General features: G+C 57.2%; 21 protein-coding genes and 2 tRNA genes. 8 read left to right on the forward strand and 15 right to left on the reverse strand.

Features of this window, described 5'->3' with window-relative positions; all coding sequences use genetic code 11:
* A tRNA-Asn gene (locus AC2FFA_RS18935) sits at positions 1–75 on the reverse strand.
* Between the two features lie 76 nt (positions 76–151).
* On the reverse strand, positions 152–1,066 hold the full coding sequence (locus AC2FFA_RS18940) for an MBL fold metallo-hydrolase (RefSeq protein WP_496852782.1): 915 nt from the start codon (positions 1,064–1,066) through the stop codon (positions 152–154).
* A gap of 44 nt (positions 1,067–1,110) precedes the next feature.
* Between AC2FFA_RS18940 and AC2FFA_RS18945 the strand changes: the two genes are divergently transcribed.
* Positions 1,111–2,430: an ATP-binding protein gene (locus AC2FFA_RS18945; RefSeq protein ID WP_496852784.1), complete on the forward strand. Its 1,320-nt coding sequence runs from the start codon at positions 1,111–1,113 to the stop codon at positions 2,428–2,430.
* Between the two features lie 97 nt (positions 2,431–2,527).
* Positions 2,528–3,085: a hypothetical protein gene (locus AC2FFA_RS18950; RefSeq protein ID WP_117868833.1), complete on the forward strand. Its 558-nt coding sequence runs from the start codon at positions 2,528–2,530 to the stop codon at positions 3,083–3,085.
* Positions 3,086–3,138: 53 nt separating this feature from the next.
* On the opposite strand, the gene AC2FFA_RS18955 is transcribed toward AC2FFA_RS18950, so the two are convergent.
* Positions 3,139–3,215, reverse strand: a tRNA-Ile gene (locus AC2FFA_RS18955).
* Positions 3,216–3,322: 107 nt separating this feature from the next.
* Between AC2FFA_RS18955 and purM the strand changes: the two genes are divergently transcribed.
* From purM to rnd, 3 genes are all read left to right on the forward strand, one after another.
* Positions 3,323–4,369 carry a phosphoribosylformylglycinamidine cyclo-ligase gene (gene purM / locus AC2FFA_RS18960; protein ID WP_496852786.1) on the forward strand — a complete coding sequence of 349 codons (1,047 nt, stop codon included), beginning with the start codon at positions 3,323–3,325 and terminating at the stop codon, positions 4,367–4,369.
* Positions 4,366–4,962, forward strand: coding sequence for a phosphoribosylglycinamide formyltransferase (gene purN, locus AC2FFA_RS18965; RefSeq protein WP_496852787.1), 597 nt, complete (start codon positions 4,366–4,368; stop codon positions 4,960–4,962). Before purM ends, purN begins: the two co-directional genes overlap by 4 nt.
* Before the next feature lie 114 nt (positions 4,963–5,076).
* Positions 5,077–6,234: a ribonuclease D gene (rnd, locus tag AC2FFA_RS18970; RefSeq protein ID WP_117868836.1), complete on the forward strand. Its 1,158-nt coding sequence runs from the start codon at positions 5,077–5,079 to the stop codon at positions 6,232–6,234.
* A gap of 6 nt (positions 6,235–6,240) precedes the next feature.
* Here rnd and AC2FFA_RS18975 read toward each other — a convergent pair whose 3' ends face one another.
* Positions 6,241–6,771, reverse strand: a complete 531-nt coding sequence (locus AC2FFA_RS18975) for a hypothetical protein (RefSeq protein ID WP_117868837.1) — start codon at positions 6,769–6,771, stop codon at positions 6,241–6,243.
* Positions 6,772–6,910: 139 nt separating this feature from the next.
* On the opposite strand from AC2FFA_RS18975, the gene AC2FFA_RS18980 reads away from it, so the two are divergent.
* Complete coding sequence (locus tag AC2FFA_RS18980) at positions 6,911–7,321, forward strand: SufE family protein (RefSeq protein WP_117868838.1); 411 nt, start codon at positions 6,911–6,913, stop codon at positions 7,319–7,321.
* A gap of 1 nt (position 7,322) precedes the next feature.
* On the opposite strand, the gene AC2FFA_RS18985 is transcribed toward AC2FFA_RS18980, so the two are convergent.
* The 3 genes from AC2FFA_RS18985 to AC2FFA_RS18995 form a co-directional block, all read right to left on the reverse strand.
* Positions 7,323–7,982, reverse strand: coding sequence for a DUF1638 domain-containing protein (locus tag AC2FFA_RS18985; RefSeq protein ID WP_299893660.1), 660 nt, complete (start codon positions 7,980–7,982; stop codon positions 7,323–7,325).
* A 77-nt stretch (positions 7,983–8,059) separates the two neighbouring features.
* Positions 8,060–9,097: a Hint domain-containing protein gene (locus AC2FFA_RS18990; RefSeq protein ID WP_496852788.1), complete on the reverse strand. Its 1,038-nt coding sequence runs from the start codon at positions 9,095–9,097 to the stop codon at positions 8,060–8,062.
* A 146-nt stretch (positions 9,098–9,243) separates the two neighbouring features.
* Positions 9,244–9,942: a corrinoid protein gene (locus AC2FFA_RS18995; protein ID WP_496852789.1), complete on the reverse strand. Its 699-nt coding sequence runs from the start codon at positions 9,940–9,942 to the stop codon at positions 9,244–9,246.
* Positions 9,943–10,216: 274 nt separating this feature from the next.
* Here AC2FFA_RS18995 and AC2FFA_RS19000 point away from each other — a divergent pair, with 274 nt between their 5' ends.
* Positions 10,217–11,284: a PA0069 family radical SAM protein gene (locus tag AC2FFA_RS19000; RefSeq protein ID WP_496852791.1), complete on the forward strand. Its 1,068-nt coding sequence runs from the start codon at positions 10,217–10,219 to the stop codon at positions 11,282–11,284.
* Positions 11,285–11,414: 130 nt separating this feature from the next.
* Here the strand turns inward: AC2FFA_RS19000 and gltA are convergent, their stop codons facing one another.
* Both gltA and gltX read right to left on the reverse strand, forming a co-directional pair.
* On the reverse strand, positions 11,415–12,710 hold the full coding sequence (gltA, locus tag AC2FFA_RS19005) for a citrate synthase (protein WP_117872740.1): 1,296 nt from the start codon (positions 12,708–12,710) through the stop codon (positions 11,415–11,417).
* A gap of 121 nt (positions 12,711–12,831) precedes the next feature.
* Positions 12,832–14,232, reverse strand: coding sequence for a glutamate--tRNA ligase (gene gltX, locus AC2FFA_RS19010; protein ID WP_496852792.1), 1,401 nt, complete (start codon positions 14,230–14,232; stop codon positions 12,832–12,834).
* Between the two features lie 78 nt (positions 14,233–14,310).
* On the opposite strand from gltX, the gene AC2FFA_RS19015 reads away from it, so the two are divergent.
* A complete protein-coding gene (locus AC2FFA_RS19015) occupies positions 14,311–16,359 on the forward strand; it encodes a ComEC/Rec2 family competence protein (RefSeq protein ID WP_496852793.1) in 2,049 nt (682 codons plus the stop codon).
* Here the strand turns inward: AC2FFA_RS19015 and lexA are convergent.
* The 6 genes from lexA to AC2FFA_RS19045 all read right to left on the reverse strand — a co-directional run bounded on the left by lexA (position 16,353) and on the right by AC2FFA_RS19045 (position 21,178).
* Entirely contained in the window at positions 16,353–17,051 is a 699-nt protein-coding gene (gene lexA, locus AC2FFA_RS19020; protein WP_299893653.1) for a transcriptional repressor LexA, read from the reverse strand. The genes AC2FFA_RS19015 and lexA overlap by 7 nt on opposite strands.
* A gap of 78 nt (positions 17,052–17,129) precedes the next feature.
* The gene (locus AC2FFA_RS19025) at positions 17,130–18,302 is read right to left on the reverse strand and encodes a molybdopterin molybdotransferase MoeA (RefSeq protein WP_496852795.1); all 1,173 of its coding nucleotides are present in this window, start codon (positions 18,300–18,302) and stop codon (positions 17,130–17,132) included.
* Positions 18,299–18,772, reverse strand: a complete 474-nt coding sequence (moaC, locus tag AC2FFA_RS19030) for a cyclic pyranopterin monophosphate synthase MoaC (RefSeq protein ID WP_496852796.1) — start codon at positions 18,770–18,772, stop codon at positions 18,299–18,301. The genes AC2FFA_RS19025 and moaC overlap by 4 nt, the downstream gene beginning before the upstream one ends.
* Positions 18,772–19,584 carry an indole-3-glycerol phosphate synthase TrpC gene (trpC, locus tag AC2FFA_RS19035; RefSeq protein WP_496852797.1) on the reverse strand — a complete coding sequence of 271 codons (813 nt, stop codon included), beginning with the start codon at positions 19,582–19,584 and terminating at the stop codon, positions 18,772–18,774. The genes moaC and trpC overlap by 1 nt, the downstream gene beginning before the upstream one ends.
* Positions 19,581–20,600: an anthranilate phosphoribosyltransferase gene (trpD, locus tag AC2FFA_RS19040; protein ID WP_496852798.1), complete on the reverse strand. Its 1,020-nt coding sequence runs from the start codon at positions 20,598–20,600 to the stop codon at positions 19,581–19,583. Before trpD ends, trpC begins: the two co-directional genes overlap by 4 nt.
* A complete protein-coding gene (locus AC2FFA_RS19045; protein ID WP_257600807.1) occupies positions 20,597–21,178 on the reverse strand; it encodes an anthranilate synthase component II in 582 nt (193 codons plus the stop codon). The genes trpD and AC2FFA_RS19045 overlap by 4 nt, the downstream gene beginning before the upstream one ends.
* Positions 21,179–21,335: the final 157 nt, after the last annotated feature.

The following is a 21,335-nucleotide window of genomic DNA, read 5'->3' on the forward strand; positions in this document are numbered from 1 at the left end:
TGGCTCCGGCGGTAGGGATCGAACCTACGACCAATTGATTAACAGTCAACTGCTCTACCGCTGAGCTACGCCGGAACTGAGGCGCGTATAGCAACCCCGATTCCAGACGTCCAGTGGTTAAGTAAGAGAACGATCAAAAATTTTTGCTGTTTTAGAGAAACCGTCGAAAAACAGATGCAACCGACAGTGGGCCAATGGGCGCCACTTTGGTTTTCCCAGTCAGATCAACGAGATGAGCGAAAACATTTCGCTCGGCCGCTGGCAACAATGCCGCTGGCGTATCCGTATAGATGCGCTCAGCCAGATGCCGAGCTGTCCCGTCTGCATCTTCCAACGCGCTCAGGATCTGGGCCTCGCGGGTCTGGCGATGCGCAATCAGCCAGTCCAAACGTTCGGCAGGGCTGGTGATCGGTGCACCATGGCCCGCGTGGAAAACCGACCAGTCGCGCGCGCGCAGCCGATGGCAGGCAGCCATGAAGTCGGTCAGATCACCATCCGGAGGGGACACCAACGAGCTGGCCCAACCCATGACATGATCCGCTGTGAAACAGATGTTCTGCCAGGCCAAGGCAATGTGATTGCCCAGATGGCCCGGAGTGTGAATGACTTCGAGCTGCCATCCGTCACCATTGATGAACTCACCGTCCGCCACTTCGACATCCGGGCGAAACGTGCTGTCGATTCCTTCGCCGCCGCCAGTCAGCCCCTGCGCGGCAAGATCGGTCATGACGGCGCTGCGTCCTGCCTCGGGCCCACCATAGGAATAAATCACTGCCCCCGTGCGCGCCGCCAGCGGAGCCGCCAGAGGTGAATGGTCCACATGCGTATGTGTGACAATGATATGGCTGATCCTTTGACCCGGCGCCAAGGAATCCAGAATCGCGCCCAGATGTGCTTCGCTTGCTGGGCCTGGATCGATGACCGCGATGTCGCGATCACCCAGCAGGTATGTGTTGGTGCCACGATAAGTCATCGGAGAGGGATTCGGGGCCAGAATACGCCGCAAACCCGGGTGCAGTTCCTCGGGTTTTCCAACGGGTGGATTGAAATCATCTGGTGATGGCATTCTGTGCTCTTCCTCTTGTCCGGGCAGCCCGCTAGGTTTAGCGCATGTCTTCGCACTGGCTCAAACCTTATATGCCTCGCAGTCTTTACGCCCGGGCGGCGCTGATCCTGGTTTTGCCTGTGATCGTGCTGTTGCTGGTCGTGGGTATCGCTTTCCTTCAAAAGCATCTTGAGGATGTCACCGGCCAGATGACGCGCGCGGCATCCCGTGAGGTGACGTTGATCACGACAATGATCGAGGGCGCGGAAACACAACAACAGGCGCTGGCGCCGATTCGTCCCGATTTGCAGGCCCTTGAGATGAAGGCCAGATTTCTTGGCGTTAACGAAGAGCCTGCGATCGGCGCGCGGCGATGGTATGACTTCATCGCACCACAGGTCGAATCTGAACTACATCTCTGGCTGCCCGATCTCGTCGCCGTCGCTTTGCCCAGCAGCAAGGAGGCTCGGGTTTACCTGGATACGCATCTGGGCCTGCTGCAATTGACATTTGATCGGCGCAGATTGTCGCCTGCGGCTCCGCATCAATTGATTGTCACCATGGTGTTCTTTGCGGTCATCATGACGACGATCTCGTTTCTTTACATGCGAAACCAATTGCGTCCCATTACGCGCCTCGCCGATGCGGCGCAGGCATTCGGGCGGGGGCGAATCGTTCCGTATTCACCCGGCGGAGCAATCGAGGTACGCGCGGCGGGTAACGCGTTTCTGGATATGCGATCCCGGATCGAACGCCAGATGGAGCAGCGGACGTTGATGCTGTCTGGTGTCAGTCACGATCTGCGTACTCCGTTGACTCGTCTGAAGCTTGGACTGTCGATGTTGCCCGAAGATGAGGCCGCACCATTGCAAAAGGATGTGACTGAAATGCAGTCCTTGCTGGATGCGTTTCTGGAATTTTCGCGTGGGGCCGCCGAAGGATCGACGGAAGAGGTCCGACCGGATGAATTTCTCCGCCAGATCGTAGATGACGCGAAACGGACCGGTCATCAGGCAGACCTGATTGCGGTCGAAGGGCAGGGTACAGTCATGCTGCGCCCCATGGCTGTGCGCCGGGCGGTCGAAAACCTGATAGGAAACGCCGTTCGCTATGGCAGCCGGGCCGAGGTCAGCCTGTTTCTGAACGCGAAATCGATGCGAATCCGCGTTGAGGATGACGGCCCCGGTATACCGGCGGACCAGCGTACTGAAGCGGTCAAGCCATTCACGCGTCTCGACCCGGCACGCAATCAGAATCAGGGCAGTGGCGTTGGCCTGGGTCTTGCGATTGTGGCCGATGTCGCACGCGCGCACGGCGGTACTTTGCGTCTGGGCAAAAGCGAACGTCTGGGCGGGCTGTGCGCGGATGTAATCATAGGCCGATAAATCCCCATTATGTCTGTGTATTGAATTCAATTTTGCTAATTTGTCTGTCCATGGCATCCTGTTCCCATATTTTTTTCATTTTTGGGGGACGCATGAGATGGTTATCGCAGGATTCGTAAAACTGGCCGAAAAGGGGTTCGTTGGTTGCGCAACAATTGCGGCCTTGCTGCCACTTTGGCAGTGGTATGAAGAAACCGATGAAAGACGGGTCGAACGTCTGATCGGCTTTATCGGTTCAGGCGATACCTGTCTGAAATGGTTGCGGTCCGACCTTGTTGAGTCGCTGGCGTCCGAGTTGTGGTACGCGTCGCAGCAGGAAGTAGTTGATGGCGACGAGGATCTTGCGCCGCTGCCGGTTCAGGTGCGTGCCAATATGGCGATTTTTTGTGCTGAAATGCTGGACTATTTGCAGAATGATTTTGGCAAGTTCGATGAACCTGTTGCCTTCGACTATTACATGATGATCATGGATGCTTCGTTCTGGGTCGATCCTGCGGATTTTGAAACGTATTTGGCTGCGGTGCATCAAGATCCGGACCTGTCCGGCAGTCACGAGAATTACAGCTTTGGTGGGCGCGACGGCTATTCCTTTGAGTGGCAAGTGACACAAGAAAAGTTCGACGCGTATTTCGGAATCGAAGAATCGAGTGAATGAGGCAACGCATTCGCGTGCAGGCGATAAAAGCTGATCCTGATGTTTCGGCGAAATGGTAGGCCCGGAGGGACTCGAACCCCCAACCAAAGCGTTATGAGCGCTCTGCTCTAACCAATTGAGCTACAGGCCCGCCTAGGCGCCTTGGGTATCACGGTGAACAGCCGCGTCAAGCCTGACCGTTGCAACAAACGCCACAATCGAATAACCCGCCCGCAAAGCTTTCTTGAGGGACCGAACATGACAGCGGGTAAAAACGGAATCACCTATGCCGATGCAGGTGTGGATATCGACGCGGGGAATGCCCTGGTCGATCGGATCAAGCCCGCCGCCAAGCGGACCAACCGACCCGGTGTGATGAGCGGCCTGGGCGGATTCGGCGCACTGTTCGATCTGAGGGCTGCCGGATACCAAGACCCTATCCTGGTAGGTGCGACGGATGGTGTGGGCACCAAGTTGCGGATCGCGATCGATACTGGTGTCGTGGACGGAGTCGGGGTCGATCTGGTGGCCATGTGCGTCAATGACCTGATCTGCCAGGGGGCCGAGCCGCTGTTCTTCCTCGACTATTTCGCAACCGGTAAGCTGGATACCGATACGGCGGCACGGATCATCGAAGGGATTGCCGACGGATGCGCACAGTCCGGCTGTGCCTTGATCGGTGGTGAAACCGCCGAGATGCCGGGCATGTATCCAGATGGAGATTTTGATCTGGCCGGTTTTGCGGTTGGTGCGATGGAACGCGGCGCAGATCTGCCTGCGGGCGTTCAATCCGGGGACGTGTTGTTGGGTCTGGCCTCGAACGGGGTGCATTCCAACGGCTATTCGCTTGTGCGTAAGCTGGTCGAGCTGTCCGGTCTGGGCTGGGATTCGCCGTCGCCCTTTGGTGAGGGGATTCTGGGTGAGGCGCTGCTGACGCCCACACGCCTTTACGTAAAACCGGCTTTGGCTGCGGTTCGTGCGGGTGGTGTACACGCGCTGGCGCATATCACCGGCGGTGGATTGACCGAAAATCTTCCGCGTGTGCTGCCCGAAGGGTTAGGGGCCGAGATCGATCTGGACAGCTGGCGGTTGCCGCCCGTCTTTAACTGGATGGCAGAGACCGGTGGCATCGTAGAGGCGGAAATGCTCAAGACCTTCAATTGCGGCATTGGCCTGATTGTCGTGTGCGCTGCGGACAAGGCTGATGACCTGTCGGCCCTGTTGACGGATGCTGGTGAAACCGTCGCTCGGATCGGTACCGTCACCGAAGCGCCCGGTGTTGCCTATTCAGGCAAACTGCTGTGAGTCACAAGCGCGTCGCGATCCTGATTTCCGGGGGCGGGTCGAACATGTTGTCGCTGGTCGACAGCATGACCGGAGATCATCCGGCGCGGCCTTGTTTGGTGCTCTCCAACGATGCGCAGGCTGGCGGGCTGAAAAAAGCTGCGGACCGTGGCATTCCGACCGCAGTGGTTGATCATCGCCCGTTCAGGGGGGATCGCATCGCGTTTGAATCCGAGCTTCTGAAGCCCCTGCAAGAGGCGCAGCCTGACATTGTCTGTCTGGCTGGCTTCATGCGGGTTTTGACAGCAGATTTCGTGTCCCGATTTCAAGGTCGGATGCTGAATATTCACCCTTCATTATTGCCCAAATACAAAGGGTTACACACTCATGCGCGCGCGATTGAGGCCAGGGATTCAGAGCACGGCTGCTCGGTGCATGAGGTGACGGCGGCGCTGGATGACGGTCCGATTCTGGGCCAGGCGCGGGTTCCAATTGAAACGGAAGATACACCAGAGTCGCTGGCTGCGCGGGTGTTGGTGTGGGAGCATAAACTGTACCCCGAAGTGTTGCGGCGCTTTGCAGAAGGCAACAGGTCGCCAGTCCTGTTGCCCTGAACACGTTCTGGGTGATTTACACCCGTATAAAAATCGGCCTATGGTCGTCGACAACGCTCGGGACGACGACAATAACGGGCAGTCACAAAAACAAGAGCGATTCTAGTACGGCGCATGAAAACCCTGACGACGACGCAAGAGCTGGCCGATTTCTGCAAGGCCGCTGCAGACAATCCCTATATCACAGTTGATACCGAATTCCTGCGCGAGCGGACCTATTACTCCAAATTGTGCCTGGTGCAATTGGCTGTCCCGTCCGAGGATGAAGACAGCGCGGTTCTGGTTGATCCGCTTGCCGATGGCCTGTCGCTTGAACCGCTTTATGACCTGTTCCGGAACGAAGACGTAGTTAAGGTGTTCCATGCTGCCCGTCAGGATCTTGAGATATTCTGGGTCGAAGCCGGTGTTTTTCCCAAGCCACTGTTTGACACACAGGTCGCAGCGATGGTGTGTGGCTTTGGCGAACAGGTTGGCTATGAAACTCTGGTCCGGAAAATCTGCAAGCAGGGCGTTGATAAGACTTCTCGGTTCACCGACTGGTCCCGTCGTCCTCTGACTGATGCTCAAAAAAACTATGCTCTGGCAGACGTGACGCATTTGCGCGGGATCTATGAATACCTGGCCGCAGAACTTGAAAAGACAGAGCGCAGCCATTGGGTTGCCGAAGAACTGCGGACGCTGACACAGCCCGCCACATATGACATCCGTCCCGAAGAGGCCTGGAAACGGGTAAAGACGCGTACGAACTCGGCCAAGTTTCTGGCTATCGTGCGCGAACTGGCGCAGTTTCGAGAAGCCTACGCACAGGAAAACAACGTGCCCCGGAACCGTGTGTTCAAGGACGATGCCTTGGTTGAGTTGGCTTCGACCAAACCCAAAACGCATTCGGATTTGGGCGGATCCCGCCTTTTGCTGCGCGAAGCCCGCAAAGGAGCGATTGCCGAAGGTATTCTGGCCGCAGTCCAGCGTGGCGTGAATTGCCCGGCCGACAAATTACCGAAGGTCGACAATTCGCGCGACAAGCTCAAGGTCAACCCGGCACTGTCAGACCTGTTGCGGGTTCTTCTTAAATCCAAAACCGAAAGCTCTGGTGTGGCGGCGAAATTGATCGCCACAAGCTCGGAACTGGATCAGATCGCGGCCGGTGAGCGCGATCTTCCGGCGATGTCCGGTTGGCGGTTCGAGGTCTTCGGCGAGGACGCGCTCAAGCTGTGTGAAGGAAAAATTGCCTTGGCGGCCAAAGGGCAGTCGGTCAAGGTGGTTACGCTTTAACGGCGCTTACCGGCGCCGTGATTCCAGAGCGTTCTGTTGCCCAACCACACGGACCAGACGAATACCTTCCAGTTCCTGTTTCGAGACATTGATGGCGTCTGATACCATCCGTGTACGCTCTGACCCTTGCGGTGTCTCATAGCTGGGGTAGGTCACGCGGAATACGAACTCCAGTGTTCCTTTTTTCTGGTTTTCGTCCGATTCAACAGGAACCAGACGCGCATCGTACGCCCCCTGTCGGACAGCCGTGCCGGACGCATAGATGATCGCGCCGGTGGGTGTTGGGTCGATGCGCAATTCGTCAATCTGACCAATTGGAATGCTGGTGTCTTCGGCATCGGGGCGTGAAAACAGACCGGTACCTTCGCTTTGCTGAGGAACGAGTGCGTCGGCGGCATTCGGATCGCGTGGGGTATCGGCATCAACAGATCTGCTGGATCCAAACCAGTTCGACGGGTTTACCCGAGAATCACGCCAGCTGCTGCAGGCAGTCAGGGTCAGCGTGGCGATGATGAGAACGGACAGAGATTTTTGCATGGACCCACAGACTTTCACACGAGTTCAGGCAATGGGTTAGCGCAATTTCTTCGCGTTGAAAAGCCACCGCGGGGGCTGGACAGTAGCTGGTCGTCGGCTTACGTCACAATTATGAATGTAACCGAAGGACCACCGCATCATGGCCACGCCCGCCTTTGAAGAGATTGTCGAGGATTTCGAATTTCTCGAGGATTGGGAAGACCGGTATCGCCATGTCATCGAGCAGGGCAAGGCGATGGAGCCTCTGGACGACGCGTTCAAGGTTCCGGCGACAAAGGTGCATGGATGTGCCAGTCAGGTCTGGTTGCATCCGATGATTGAGTCCGGTGTCTTCAAGTTTGATGGCGACAGCGATGCACTGATCGTGCGCGGGCTGATCGCGGTTCTTCGGTCTTTGTACAACGGGTTGCCGGTAGCCGAAGTTCCCAAAGTTGATGCAGGGGCTGAACTGGCACGCCTTGGGCTGAACGACCACCTGTCCGCTCAGCGCTCAAACGGTCTGCGGTCGATGATCGAACGCATCCGACAGGTCGCACAGGAAAATGCCTGATTCATCTTGGGCGGTTTGCCCAGTCTGATAACGTGTTTTCCAGATCGCCGTAACCGGTGAACCGGCGTTCGAACTCCAGTCCCATTCGGTCTGCACATTCGCGGGCGCGTTGCGTCAGGTCCGGGCTGTCGATCTGGGCCTGATAGATCAGTTTGGTGTAATTCCCGAAATACATGTCACGCAGTTCCGGGTGGCGATCCAATCCAAGGGGCTTCCATACAAAAGCGTCGAATTGCCGGGCCAGAAAATCTGTAAGATAGAAGGCCGTTGTTTCGTCTTCTCCACGGTCCTGAAAGGCCTGATTCCCTTCGAAGAAGGAATAGCAATGCGGTCCCTTCACCATTTCGACCCCCAGTTTCTCGCAGGCCGTTTGCAACAGACCTCCGGTCCCGCAATCGGCGTACACGACGTAGATCTTGTCAAAATTGCCCTGATGCTTGGCCACTGCGTCTTCCACGGCCTGCGTGATCCGTTCCGGGTGAACGTGCAGGATCGCCGGCAGGCAGGTCAGAGCCATGTGATCCCAGCCATTTCGCGTTTTGATGTCCAGTATTTCCCGCGCAAGAGCGCCGCAAGCGATCAATAGGATGCTGCCCTTGCCCACATCGTCATAGCCCTTTGTGGTCAGGCTTGCATCATCTGGCAGAGATTCGTTTGACATCAGTTGGCATCCTTCGGGGCTGTTTCCATAGGAGGATGATTGCGGCCATTGGGCAAGCCCCGATCCGACATCTCATGTCAGGCCGCCGACGCATGCGCCTCGAACGCCGCCAACAGGGGCCGGGCCAGCGGTCCGTACGCAGCGATGCCATTCAGCGACAGGTCCGGAAACAGCGACTGGATCTCTTGCCGTGCGGCAATGTCGAGACTGTTCCAGATTTGCGCGCCGGGGTGAAGGCTCTCGCTCAGGCACCCTTGTGCCCAGAGTAGCTCATGCTGGTCGAACAGCAAATGGATGTAAGTCACCATCCTTCCGGGTCGCAGAACGATGTCAGACCCATTCACGAGATGTTTGGCAGGTGCCAGTGCTTCGCAATGACCGGTATGTAGCTCAAGACGCCAATCCCTGATCAGCATGCGGTGCTGCTGCGACACCAGAAGATCGCACGTGTTTCCAACCGCACCAGCTTTGAAAAGAACAGGCGCATGCGGACCCGTTGCCTTGACGGATCGCCGCCCCATCCAGCGCAGGGTTTGCAGCCCATGATCATGGGTTTCGATACTGTCGCCAAGGGACAGGGTTTCAATCGGCCGCTCGCCCAGATCAGTGCGGATCAGCGTACCGGGTGTAAAGCAGGGAACCAGGTCCCAATCCTCGCGACGGGCTGTCAGGCCTGAATACCGGTTTCCGGCAAGACTGTTGAATGTGATCGAGCGGACAGGGCCAGCCTCCAAAGCTGATTGGTCTGAATTGTCCGAGAATTCCGGCATCAGATAGGTGTTGCCATCCACATCCTGCGCCACGACTGCGGTAATCTTGGTTGTTGATCCATCAAAACAGGTGATCGTGGCGTTGTAAATCGAAGTGCCATCGAATGTCTGCGGCGGCCCGCCATCGATCGAAAACCGATCATTGGTTGACATGTTGTTCATGTTGTAGATCGAACCCGGATTGCCGACCGCGCTCCAGGTGGCGCTGTCGTGAGCCAGCGGTTCGCCCGATCCGCCAAAGGTTCGCGCCACGAGCGCCGAGGCGTTCTCGGCTATGGTGTTGCCTTCGGAACTGTCGATATCGGCAAGATTGCCGAGCGAAATGACTGTGAACGTAGTTGGCACGAGACCCCCTTGGATTAGGATACCTCGTTTTATTAGACCCGCTTTCGTTTAAAATCGGATAATCCTCATCGTCTGATGAAGAAACGCCCCTGAATCGAAATGGCCGCCCTGGATCGGGCGGCCTTTCAATCAGGATCTTACGGGTCTTACCCAGCCAGTTGATTGTGCTTGCGGCCAACAAATTCCTTGGCAGTTTCCACTGCAACAGCAGCGTCGCGGCAATAGGCGTCTGCGCCGATGGCCTTGCCGAACTCTTCATTAAGCGGTGCGCCGCCGACCAGAATGATGTAGTCGTCGCGAACGCCTTGCTCGACCAACGTATCGATGACCACTTTCATGTATGGCATGGTGGTGGTCAGCAGGGCGGACATACCCAGGATATCGGGTTGTTCATTTTCCAGCGCTTCCAGATAGTTTTCGACCGGGTTGTTGATTCCCAGATCGACAACTTCGAAGCCTGCGCCTTCCATCATCATCGACACAAGGTTTTTGCCGATGTCGTGGATGTCGCCCTTTACGGTGCCGATGACCATCTTGCCGACGCGCGGTGCGCCGGTTTCTGCCAACAACGGCTTGAGGATGAACATGCCGCCTTTCATGGCGTTCGCAGCCAGCAGAACCTCGGGCACGAACAGGATGCCGTCGCGGAAGTCATGGCCCACGATGGTCATGCCACCGACCAGAGCCTTGGTCAGAATGTCATAAGGCGTCCATCCCCGTTCCAGCAGGATATTGGTGGCTTCTTCGATCTCTTCCTTCAGGCCGTCATAGAGATCGTCGAACATCTGCTCGACCAGTTCGTCGTCATTCAGTTCGGACAGGACGATGTCTTCTTCGTCGGACATGGGGTATTCCCTGTGCTGGGCGGGCTATAGGCCCGTGGTGGCATTTTTTCCGTTTTGGCCAAAACGTCGCATCCTGACTGTGACGATTGCGACGTCGGTCGTTTCGGGACCGACCTATAAGACAAAAAATGGGGTGGCTCGATAGAAAAGTCTGCAAGATTATCCTGTATTCCCTTCATCTCGTTCTCTTTGGTTGGAGATTTGGGATTGCTTGCGCAAACCCTTTAGTGTGCCTATGTTCGAGTTGGGAACAAATAGCGAACAAGTGAATGTTATGAGTGCAACGCAACCAATCAAGGCAAGAGGCGCAGCGTCGAACGAATCTGGTCGGTTCGAACGCTTCGCCACCGAGGCAATTGATGACGGATGGGATAACACCGAGGCACTGCCATTTCTTCGAACCGAGACGCGTGAAGAGTTTGCTCGCAGCGCTATTACCTACAACAAATCCCCCGATTTGCCCTTCGATCGTTCGATCAACCCGTATCGAGGGTGTGAACATGGCTGCGTTTACTGCTTTGCGCGGCCAAGCCACGCCTATCTGGGCCTGTCTGCCGGTTTGGATTTTGAAACGCGTCTGATCGCGCGGCCCAACATGAGCAGTGTTCTGCGCAAGGAATTGTCCGCCAAGTCTTACAAAGTGGCACCGCTTGCAATTGGTACAAATACAGACCCGTATCAGCCGATTGAGAAAAAGCATATGATTACAAAAGCATGTCTTGAGGTGCTGCGTGAATTTAACCATCCGGTTGCAATCGTCACCAAGGGAGCTCTGATTGAGCGCGATCTTGAGTTGCTCGCCGACATGGCCGGTCGGGGGCTGGTGCGCGTTGGTATTTCACTGACCACTCTGGACGCTGACCTTTCCCGCCGCATGGAGCCTCGGGCGCCGTCACCGCCTCGTCGTTTGCGTGTGATCAGGGCACTGAACGAAGCCGGTGTTCCGGTGCGTGTGATGACGTCACCCATTGTGCCTGGACTGACGGATCATGAACTGGAAAACCTGTTGGAAGCCGGAAAGGAAGCCGGTGCAGATGCCGCCAGCTGGATCATGTTGCGCTTGCCGCGTGAGGTTTCGCAGCTTTGGCAGGACTGGCTTGCCGGCCATGAGCCCTCAAGAGCGGAAAAGATCATGTCCAAACTGCGGGAAATGCATGGTGGGCGGGATTACGATCCGCGTTGGGGTCACAGAATGCGGGGCGAGGGTGAGTACGCGGGAATCATCGCTCAAAGGTTTTCGAAGTCCTGCAAGCGTCTGGGGTTGTCCGTAAAGTCGGCCCCGTTGCGCTGCGACCTGTTTGCGGTGCCACCGCAGCCCGGAGATCAGATGAGCCTGTTCTGAGGTCATGCGCCCCAATTTATTGTGCTGCCTTACGATTGAATACCGTTTTTCGAACTTCCATTGCTCTAACCCCCAAAAAAAGGCCCCGGTTGAACCAGGGCCTTTGGAATAGACTGCTTACATGCGCCAATCAGCGATTTTCGATATCGACGTAATCGCGCAGTGTTTCGCCTAGATACAGTTGGCGCGGACGCCCGATCTTGTTCTGAGGATCTGCGATCATCTCTTTCCACTGGCTGACCCACCCAACGGTGCGCGACAGGGCAAAGATCGGCGTGAACATCGAGGTCGGGAAACCCATCGCTTCGAGGATGATGCCCGAGTAGAAATCGACATTCGGGAACAGCTTTTTCTCGGCGAAATACGGATCTTCCAGTGCTTCCTTCTCCAGCTCCTTGGCGACCTGAAGTTTCGGGTTGTTCTCAATGCCGAGAAGATCCAGAACCTCGTCTGCCGACTGCTTCATGACCTTGGCGCGTGGATCGAAGTTCTTGTAGACACGGTGGCCAAAGCCCATCAGGCGGAACGGATCATCTTTGTCCTTGGCCCGTGCGATATATTCGGGAATGCGATCAACAGTGCCGATCTCTTCCAGCATTTCCAGGCACGCTTGGTTGGCGCCACCGTGGGCAGGACCCCAAAGGCAGGCAACACCAGCGGCGATACAGGCAAACGGGTTCGCGCCCGACGACGAGGCCAGACGTACTGTAGATGTCGAAGCATTCTGCTCGTGATCCGCGTGCAGGGTCAAAATCCGGTCCATGGCGCGGCTGAGGATCGGGTTGACCTCATATTCCTCGGCAGGGACGCTGAAGCACATGCGCAGAAAGTTAGACGCATAGTCCAGATCATTGCGCGGATATACGAAGGGCTGACCTGTATGGTACTTATATGCCCACGCAGCAATTGTCGGCATCTTGGCGATCAGACGATGCGATGCAATTTCACGCTGCCGCGGGTCGGCGACATCAGTTGAATCATGATAAAAGGCCGACATCGCGCCGACTACACCAACCATGATGGCCATCGGATGTGCGTCACGACGGAAACCACGATAGAAATACTGCATCTGTTCGTGCAGCATGGTGTGTCGGGTGATCGTGGTTTCAAACTTCTCCAGATCCTTCGCCGCCGGCAGCTCTCCGTACAACAGAAGATAGCAGACCTCGAGGAAGTGCGATTTCTCGGCCAGTTGGTCGATCGGATAACCGCGGTGCAGCAGCTCGCCTTTTTCGCCGTCGATATAGGTGATAGTGCTGTCGCAGCTTGCTGTCGAAGTGAAGCCGGGGTCGTAGGTAAAAACGCCAGCCTGGCTATATAGTTTTCGAATATCAATGACATCCGGACCAGCGGTCGGAGAATGAATAGGCAACTCATACTCTTTGCCGTGAACGGTCAGAGTGGCTGTTTTGTTGCTTTCAGTCATGGTTGTCCCTTCTTCATTCATGCGTACGCCAGAGAAACCTCCGGTGATACGGGCAACGACTGCGCGTGGACGCGCAGTCCGGGTGTTAGCGGAGCAGCGTTACCCGTTTATGAAACTTGGGTTATTTCGCTGCTTCAGAAAGCCGCGCCAGGGTTTCTTCCCGTCCCAGCACAAGCATCATGTCAAAAACCGAAGGCGTAACGGTACGACCCGCCAGAGCGGCCCTCAGCGGACCGGCCAGCTTGCCGAACTTGAGCTCCTTTGACTCGGCAAAGGAATTCAGGGCCTCCTCCAGTTCGTTCCGCGACCAGCTAGCATTTTGCAGCTGCGGCGTCAATTCCGTCAGTATACCATCGGATACAGATGCTAGTGCCTTTGCTGCCTTTTCATCCGGAACGATTGGTCGGATTGTCAATACAAAATGAGCTTTTTCAATCAGTTCTGGGAAGGTTTTGGCCCGATCCTTGAGGCAATACATCGCACGTTCCAGATCACTGGATTGTGTTTCCGTAAGGGGCTTCAGATCTGCTGCGGTCAGATATGCTTCGATCTCCTGCCGCAGCGCAGCATCATCCGAGATTGCGATGTGCTGTCCACACAGGTTTTCAAGCTTTTTCAGATCGAACCGCGCGGGGCTCTTGCCGATCCCATCCAGATCGAACCATTCCTTTGCCTGTTCATCTGTGAAAAACTCGTCGTCACCATGGCTCCAGCCCAGCCGGGCCAGATAATTGCGCATTCCGGCGGCGGGATAACCCATGGCCTGATATTCCTGCGCCCCAAGTGCACCGTGGCGTTTGGACAGTTTCTTGCCATCAGGCCCGTGAATCAGCGGGATATGTGCCCAGACCGGAACGTCCCAGCCCATTGCTTCGTATATCATCATCTGCCGCGCGGCATTGTTGAGGTGATCGTCACCGCGGATCACGTGGGTAACACCCATATCGTGATCGTCCACAACCACTGCCAGCATGTAGACGGGTGTTCCGTCCGACCGCAGAAGGATCATGTCATCCAACTGATCATTGTGGATGCTCACGTCGCCCTGAACCTGGTCGCGGATCACGGTCGACCCGTCCTGAGGCGCCTTGATGCGAATAGCAAAAGGCGCGTCCGGATGTGTCGAAGGATCGGCGTCTCGCCACGGGCTGCGGAACAGGGTTGATTTCCCTTCAGCCCGTGCTTGTTCACGGAATGCAGCGATTTCATCCTGTGTCGAGAAACATTTGTATGCTTTGCCCTCGGCCAGCAACTGATGCGCGATTTCGGCGTGACGGGCAGCCCCTTCGAATTGGCTGATGACATCGCCATCGTGGTCCAGTCCAAGCCATTCCATGCCCTGAAGGATCGCGGCGGTCGCTTCAGGCGTTGAGCGTTCGCGGTCCGTGTCTTCGATCCGAAGCAGGAACTTGCCGCCACGCCCGCGCGCATAAAGCCAATTGAACAACGCGGTCCGCGCGCCGCCGATATGCAGGAAACCGGTGGGCGAGGGGGCAAAACGAGTGACGACCTGGTCGGACATAGTGGGGATTAACCTTTTGGTAACCGTATCTGGCATAGTTTGACGCCTGTCTAACGAGCCCGAAGGACGGGGGCAACCATGCGTGTTCTTGCACGGGTCGAGGCCGCGCTGCTGCATCAGACAGGGTACCTGTTCCCCTGGACGCCGGTTTTGCTGGCAACGGGGATTGGTCTGTATTTCGGCGTCAGCGTCGAGCCGGATTGGTCAGTTTATTCCGGCCTTGCCTGTCTTGGAATCGCTCTTGTCGCCTTGTGCCGCCGGCTGCCACCGGGGGTGGGAACGTTGGCAATCGGGGGCGCGCTGATCACTGCAGGTTTCATTCTTGCAGGTGTTCGCGCCCATATGGTGGCAGAGCCGGTTCTGTCGTGGCGATATTATGGCCCTGTCGAGGGGAGGGTCGTCGCCATGGATCGGTCTGCCTCGGATGCGTTGCGGTTGACGCTTGATCAGGTACGTATAGGGGATGTACCTCAGGAGCGCAGGCCGCAGCGCATCCGTCTTTCCGTTCATGGTCCGGCGGGCACTATCGCTCCGGGGCAGCGTATTATGACCACGGGTCATCTTTCGCCGCCGCAAGGCCCGGTAGAGCCCGGAGGGTTCGACTTTCGCCGCCATGCCTGGTTTCAACGATTGGGCGCGGTCGGCTATACCCGCGTCCCGGTCATGACCATCGCACCAGCGACAGAGGGGATCGACGGCATTCGGGTCACTGCGATCCGCATGGCCATTTCGCAGCGGGTAAGGCAGATCCTGCCCGGAGAAATCGGTGGATTTGCCGCGGCCGTCACCACCGGAGATCGCAGTGGGATGGGGCAGGAGATGTTATCATCCTTGCGGGCTTCAAATCTGGCGCATCTGCTGGCCATTTCCGGGCTCCATATGGGGCTTTTGACCGGTTTCGTGTTCGTGGCTTGCCGATTGGGTCTGTCGCTGTGCCCTCCTGTGGCGTTGAGACTTCCAGTTCGGAAAGTGGCCGCTTTGCTCGCGCTTTGTGCCGCAACCCTTTATCTGTTGTTGTCCGGGGGCAACGTTGCGACCGAACGCGCCTTTGTCATGGTCAGTGTGATGCTGGGTGCCGTGTTGATCGACAGACGTGCGATTTCGCTGCGTGCGGTTGCTGTTGCCGCAGTAATCGTGCTGGTTCTTCGACCCGAGTCGCTGCTGAGCCCCGGATTTCAAATGTCGTTCGCCGCAACCACAGCGTTGGTTGCAGTCTTCGGAGCGTTGCGAGAGGCAGGCCCGTTGCCCGGCCCAAACTGGTTAAAACCAGTCGTTGGCGTGGTGATGTCATCTGCAATTGCTGGGCTTGCGACAGCCCCCATTGGTGCGGCGCATTTCAATACGATGTCCCATTACGGTCTGCTGGCAAACCTGCTTTCCGTACCTGTCATGGGCCTTTTTGTCGTGCCCTCTGCCGTCTTTGCGGCGCTTCTGGCCCCGTTTGGACTGGAGGCAATTGCCCTGACTGTCATGGGGTGGGCGTTGCATTGGATCCTTACGGTTTCCGGCTGGGTGTCGCACCTGGAGGGCGCGCAGAGTTTTGTTGTCAGCCCGCCTTGGTACATCCTGCCCCTGGTCGCATTTGGCGCCTTATGGATGGCCTTATGGCAGCGAAAAGCGCGATGGGCCGGAGCAATGCCTGTTGTCTTGGCATTTCTGCTTTGGAACTCGGGGCACAGACCGGATGTCCTGATTGCGGAAAACGGCGGATTGGTGGGCGTGATGACCGAAAAGGGCAGGGCCCTCAGCAAAAGCAAAGGAAGCGGGTTTGTCGCCGGTGTCTGGCTTGAAAATGACGGAGACGGCGTTGATCAGATCGAGGCGGCGCTCAGATGGCCGAACAGCAGCATCGTTCAACGATACCCGCTGAAGGACTATGAGATCATCCACATCACCGGAAAAAGGGCGGCGCAGGCCTTTGATGAATGTCGGGATAACCAGATCATCATCTCGGCTGTTGCGCTTACCCTGCAAGGTTCGTGCGGGGTATTTGATCCGGAACGGTTGTACAATACCGGCAGCCTGTCAGTTTCGAACGGAAAGCTGACCTCAAGCGCAGACATGACCGGCCATCGGCTTTGGTCCCCGAAACCTGCCTGGGACCGTCATTCCAAGCAGGCTCAATAGGTGCGGATCAGTCCGACCAACCTGCCTTGAACCTTGACCTTCTCGTCGGGCAGGACGCGCGTTTCATAGGCCGGGTTTGCAGCCTCCAGCGCGATTGCATTGCCGCGGCGGAAGTACCGCTTGAGGGTCGCTTCCTGATCCTCGACCAAGGCAACGACGATGTCACCGTTATCCGCGGTCGAGGTTTCCCGAATGACGACCACATCACCGTCATTGATGCCAGCGTCGATCATCGAGTCGCCGCGAACTTCCAATGCATAGTGCTGACCCTGTCCCGAAACCATGGGGCCAGGGACGGCCACGTGATGCGAAACATGGCTGATCGCTTCGATGGGAACACCGGCTGCGATCCGCCCCATGACTGGCAACTCCAGCGCGTCCACCGATACAGGTTCTACATTCGCAGGGCGAGGGCCCTTGGGCCTGTCGCCTTCGATAACGCGGGGCGTGAAGCCGGCCGTCGGCTCGCCGCCAAGGCTTTCGGGCAATTTCACAATCTCAATAGCGCGAGCGCGATGGGCAAGGCGGCGGATAAACCCGCGTTCCTCCAATGCGGTGATCAACCTGTGAATGCCGGATTTCGACCGCAGGTCGAGAGCAGCCTTCATTTCATCAAAACTGGGCGGAACACCGTCCGCCTGCACGCGTTTGTGGATGAATTCCAGCAAATCCAATTGCTTCTTGGTCAGCATCGCTCACACCTCGTCGCTCATGCGTTTTCTTTTGTTCTACGCATGTTCACGTTTTGTGTCAACAAATTTGAGAACATCCTAGATCGGCAGGTATTCAACCATTTCCCCGATGTCGCGCGCCGGATCGTGTGGGGCACGGACCAACAGCGCGTTGGACTGGGCCAGTACACTGAGAAGGGAACTGTCCTGATCTGCGCAAGTTTCGATTCCGGCATCAGTGACCACGGCGCGCATATAGTGTTCGCGCGGCCCGTTCTCCGGCAGGGGACCTCTCAGCCGTGCTGTGCGGAAGGGGGGCAGCACCTGTTCAAGCCCCAGCATCCGGCGCACCATCGGAGCCAGAAACAGATAGCCGCAGACCATGGCGCTGACCGGATTACCCGGTAACCCGACCATGGCCGCTTCGCCGATACGACCGGCCATCAGGGGTTTTCCGGGGCGCATTCGGATCTTGTAGAAAGATTGCTTCATCCCCAACCCCTGCGCGACGTCCGACACGAGGTCATAATCGCCAACCGACGCCCCGCCGATCGTCACGACAAGGTCTGCACCCCGCGCAAGTTCGAAGGCGGTTTCAAGCGATGATACTGTGTCGCGTGCAATTGGAAGCACGCGAACCAGAGCGCCCAATCCTTCGAGCATTGCCTGCAGGCCGAATGTGTTCGAGGCAATGATCTGATCCGGGCCGGGTTCTTCCCCAGGCATGACCAACTCGTCACCGGTCGAGATGAGGGCGATCACGGGCCTGCGTGAGACCGGGGCTCGATGGATATTCATCGCGGCCATCAAGGCAACATCTTCAGCGCGGATCAAACGCGGTGCGGATATGGATGTGCCAGCCTTGAAATCCACGCCAGCGGGTCGGATGTTCGTTTTGGTGCCGGGTGTTTCCGTGATTGTAAGAAGATCATTGCGGCGGTCTGTATCCTCTTGAATCACAACGAAATCCGCGCCATCGGGCACGGGGGCGCCAGTATAGATGCGAACTGCCTGTCCGGGGCCTACAGTGCCCTCAAAACGACGTCCGGCTGCTGACTCGCCCACAACTTTGAACATGGCGTGCGGTTCGACCTCGTCAGACTTGACTGCATAGCCATCCATCGAAGACGCGGCAAAAGGCGGTTGGTCCCGCGTGGCCGTGACGTCCCGCGACAAAACACGCCCTGCGGACTGGGTCAGTGGAACCTCTTCTGCCGGCAATGGTCCCACAAGATCGAACAGCAGGGCGCGCGCCTCTTCGACAGTAATCATTTTGCCTCGTAACGCCCTGACTTACCACCATCTTTAAGCAGAACGCGAATGCCGCCTATTTCCATCGCCTTATCGACGGCCTTGGTCATGTCGTATACCGTCAAGGCGGCTGTCGATACGGCGGTCAGCGCTTCCATCTCAACCCCGGTCTGGCCCGAGGTCTTGACGGTGGCCTCGATCAGAACACCCGGCAGATCCGGGTCAAGTGTCAGCTCGACCGCCACTTTGGTCACCGGCAGAGGGTGACACAACGGAATAAGGTCCGGCGTTTTCTTGGCGCCCATAATGCCGGCCAAACGGGCAATGCCCAGAACATCGCCTTTCTTGGCGCGGCCTTCCGAAATGAGTTCAAAGGTTTCTGACGCCATCTTGATGTGACCTGCGGCGACGGCGACACGATCTGTCACGTCCTTGTCCGAGACATCGACCATATGCGCCTGACCTTGGGCATCGAAATGGGTCAGCGGCATCACATTACTCCGGGGATCAGCGGTTTAGACAGGATGTGACGCGTTGCCGCTTCGACATCGTCCTGGCGCATCAGACTTTCACCGATCAAAAAGCAGCGGGCCCCATACCGCGCTATGTCCCTCAGATCGTCTGGCGTGCTCAGTCCGCTTTCGCAAACGATGGTGCGATCGGCGGGCACCAGCTTGGACAGGCGACGCGTCGTGTCGAGCGTTGTCTCGAATGTCTTCAGATTGCGGTTGTTGATACCGATCAGAGGGCTTTTCAGTTGTGCCGCGCGTTCAAGCTCTGCTTCGTCGTGGACTTCGATCAGAACGTCCATCTCCCAATCGAATGCAGTGTTTTCCAGTTCAGCCGCCTGATCATCACTGACCGAGGCCATGATGATCAGAATACAGTCCGCACCTAGGGCGCGTGCTTCGACCACCTGATACGGGTCGTACATGAAATCCTTACGCAAAGCGGGCAGAGATGTCGCCTCGCGTGCTTGCGTCAGGTACTCTTTCCTGCCCTGAAAACTAGGGGTGTCAGTCAGGACGGACAAACACGCCGCGCCACCATCTTTATAAGCCTTTGCAAGAGCGGGTGGATCAAAGTCAGGTCTGATCAGACCCTTGGACGGGCTGGCTTTCTTGATCTCTGCGATCAGGCCATAGCCTTGGCGAGATGCGGATTGCAGAGCCTTCGCAAATCCACGTGTTTCCGAGGCGGCCCGTGCCTCATCTTCCAGTGTTTCCAAAGATTTCTGGGCTTTGTCCGCCCCGACTTCTTCCAGTTTGTAGGTTTTGATTCTGTCCAGAACGGTTTCGGTCATGCGGCTTCCTGTGTCTTGGCGGCCAAGGCCGTGATTTTGTTTTTGGCATTGGCACTGTCGATACTGTCAGCAGCCATGGCCACGCCTTCGCGCAGATCGTTTGCGGCCTCTGCGACGACCAGAGCGGCGGCCGAATTCAGCAGCACGGCATCACGATACGCTGACGGGGCACCGTCCAGCAAAGCCCGGAACGCAACGGCGTTTTCCTCGGGTGTGCCACCGATGATTTCTTCGAAAGGATGCACGGGAAGACCTGCGTCTTCTGGGTGCAGTTCGACCTCTTTCACGATCCCGTCTTCCAGGGCGGCGACCCAGCTGATGCCGGTGATCGTAAGCTCGTCCGTCCCGTCCGAGCCATGCACCAGCCAGGCCCGGTCCGACCCCAGCAGGCCAAGCGTTTCGGCCATCGGACGGATCAGATCGCGGCTGAAGGCGCCGGTCAATTGTCGTTTGACGCCAGCAGGGTTGGTCAGGGGGCCAAGAATATTGAAAATCGTGCGCGTTCCCAGTTCCTGCCGGGTCGGCATTACGTGGGCGATGGCAGGGTGGTGCATTGGCGCCATCATGAAGCCAATCCCGACGTCTTTCAGCGCGTTCTCAACGACTTGTGGGCCAACCATGACATTGATGCCCATCTGGCCTAATGCGTCCGCCGCGCCGGATTTAGAACTCAGGTTGCGATTGCCGTGTTTCGCGACCGTTACTCCAGCACCGGCCACGACAAAGGCTGTCGCGGTCGAGATATTCAGGGTGCCTTTGCCATCGCCACCGGTGCCTACGATATCCATCGCTCCCTCAGGTGCGTTCACGGCATTGCATTTCGCGCGCATCACGGCCGCGGCCGCAGCATATTCATCGACCGTCTCACCGCGCGTCCGCATGGCCATGAGCAAACCGCCGATCTGGCTGGGCGTGGCTTCGCCATCGAACAATATGGCAAAGGCCTTTTCGGCCTCATCACGAGTCAAAGGGCGATCGGCAGCGGCTCCGATCAGCGGTTTAAGCGCGTCGCTCATGCCGGGACTTTCAGTTCTTGCAGGAAGTTCTTGAGAAGGGCGTGACCATGCTCAGAAGCAATGGATTCCGGATGGAACTGCACACCGTGGATCGGCAATTCCTTGTGTTGCAGTCCCATGATGGTGCCGTCGTCCAGCTCGGCCGTAATCTCCAGGCAATCGGGCAGGGTCTCGCGCTCGACCACCAGCGAATGGTACCGGGTTGCTTCAAAGGGTGAGGGCAGTCCGGCAAACAGGCCTTTGCCGGTGTGCTTCACCGTGCCCATCTTGCCATGAACGATCTCGTGACATCGAACCACCTTGCCGCCAAACACCTGACCTATGGTCTGATGGCCCAGGCAAACCCCCAATAGTGGTGTTTTGGTTTCGGCAGCAGCTTGTGTCAGTGCAAGACAAATCCCCGCCTGATCCGGGTCGCAGGGACCGGGGCTCAGCAGGATGCCGGCAGGGTTCATGGCCATCGCTTCCTGCACATCCAGCGCATCATTGCGACGAATGACCATTTCGGCACCAAGTTCGCCTAAATAATGTACCAAATTGTAGGTAAACGAGTCGTAGTTGTCGATCAGCAGCAGCATATGGGCACTTATCTTCGCTTGGGCATTTCGGGCTGGCGATGCAGCCCCGGGCCACGGTATAATGTCCGCACATACATGCTCAGGCTTGAGCGGCAGCGTCAAGAGGACATACCGTTTCTGACGCGTTCAATTGGCCGAGCGCCACACCAGATGGCGC

The organism is Ruegeria sp. YTSB088 (assembly GCF_059609825.1).

Bases quoted from the DNA above. Each gene is read 5' to 3' on its own strand.
- AC2FFA_RS18995 (WP_496852789.1), bottom strand. From the start codon at position 9,942: ATGTCCGACGAAGAAGACATCGTCCTGTCCGAACTGAATGACGACGAA.
- AC2FFA_RS19000 (WP_496852791.1), top strand. From the start codon at position 10,217: ATGAGTGCAACGCAACCAATCAAGGCAAGAGGCGCAGCGTCGAACGAA.
- trpD (WP_496852798.1), bottom strand. From the start codon at position 20,600: ATGAGCGACGCGCTTAAACCGCTGATCGGAGCCGCTGCCGATCGCCCT.
- AC2FFA_RS19025 (WP_496852795.1), bottom strand. From the start codon at position 18,302: ATGATTACTGTCGAAGAGGCGCGCGCCCTGCTGTTCGATCTTGTGGGA.
- moaC (WP_496852796.1), bottom strand. From the start codon at position 18,772: ATGCCGCTGACCCATTTCGATGCCCAAGGTCAGGCGCATATGGTCGAT.
- AC2FFA_RS18980 (WP_117868838.1), top strand. From the start codon at position 6,911: ATGGCCACGCCCGCCTTTGAAGAGATTGTCGAGGATTTCGAATTTCTC.
- AC2FFA_RS19015 (WP_496852793.1), top strand. From the start codon at position 14,311: ATGCGTGTTCTTGCACGGGTCGAGGCCGCGCTGCTGCATCAGACAGGG.
- AC2FFA_RS19045 (WP_257600807.1), bottom strand. From the start codon at position 21,178: ATGCTGCTGCTGATCGACAACTACGACTCGTTTACCTACAATTTGGTA.
- AC2FFA_RS18940 (WP_496852782.1), bottom strand. From the start codon at position 1,066: ATGCCATCACCAGATGATTTCAATCCACCCGTTGGAAAACCCGAGGAA.
- lexA (WP_299893653.1), bottom strand. From the start codon at position 17,051: ATGCTGACCAAGAAGCAATTGGATTTGCTGGAATTCATCCACAAACGC.
- gltA (WP_117872740.1), bottom strand. From the start codon at position 12,710: ATGACTGAAAGCAACAAAACAGCCACTCTGACCGTTCACGGCAAAGAG.
- trpC (WP_496852797.1), bottom strand. From the start codon at position 19,584: ATGACCGAAACCGTTCTGGACAGAATCAAAACCTACAAACTGGAAGAA.
- rnd (WP_117868836.1), top strand. From the start codon at position 5,077: ATGAAAACCCTGACGACGACGCAAGAGCTGGCCGATTTCTGCAAGGCC.
- gltX (WP_496852792.1), bottom strand. From the start codon at position 14,232: ATGTCCGACCAGGTCGTCACTCGTTTTGCCCCCTCGCCCACCGGTTTC.
- AC2FFA_RS18950 (WP_117868833.1), top strand. From the start codon at position 2,528: ATGGTTATCGCAGGATTCGTAAAACTGGCCGAAAAGGGGTTCGTTGGT.
- AC2FFA_RS18985 (WP_299893660.1), bottom strand. From the start codon at position 7,982: ATGTCAAACGAATCTCTGCCAGATGATGCAAGCCTGACCACAAAGGGC.
- AC2FFA_RS18945 (WP_496852784.1), top strand. From the start codon at position 1,111: ATGTCTTCGCACTGGCTCAAACCTTATATGCCTCGCAGTCTTTACGCC.
- AC2FFA_RS18975 (WP_117868837.1), bottom strand. From the start codon at position 6,771: ATGCAAAAATCTCTGTCCGTTCTCATCATCGCCACGCTGACCCTGACT.
- purM (WP_496852786.1), top strand. From the start codon at position 3,323: ATGACAGCGGGTAAAAACGGAATCACCTATGCCGATGCAGGTGTGGAT.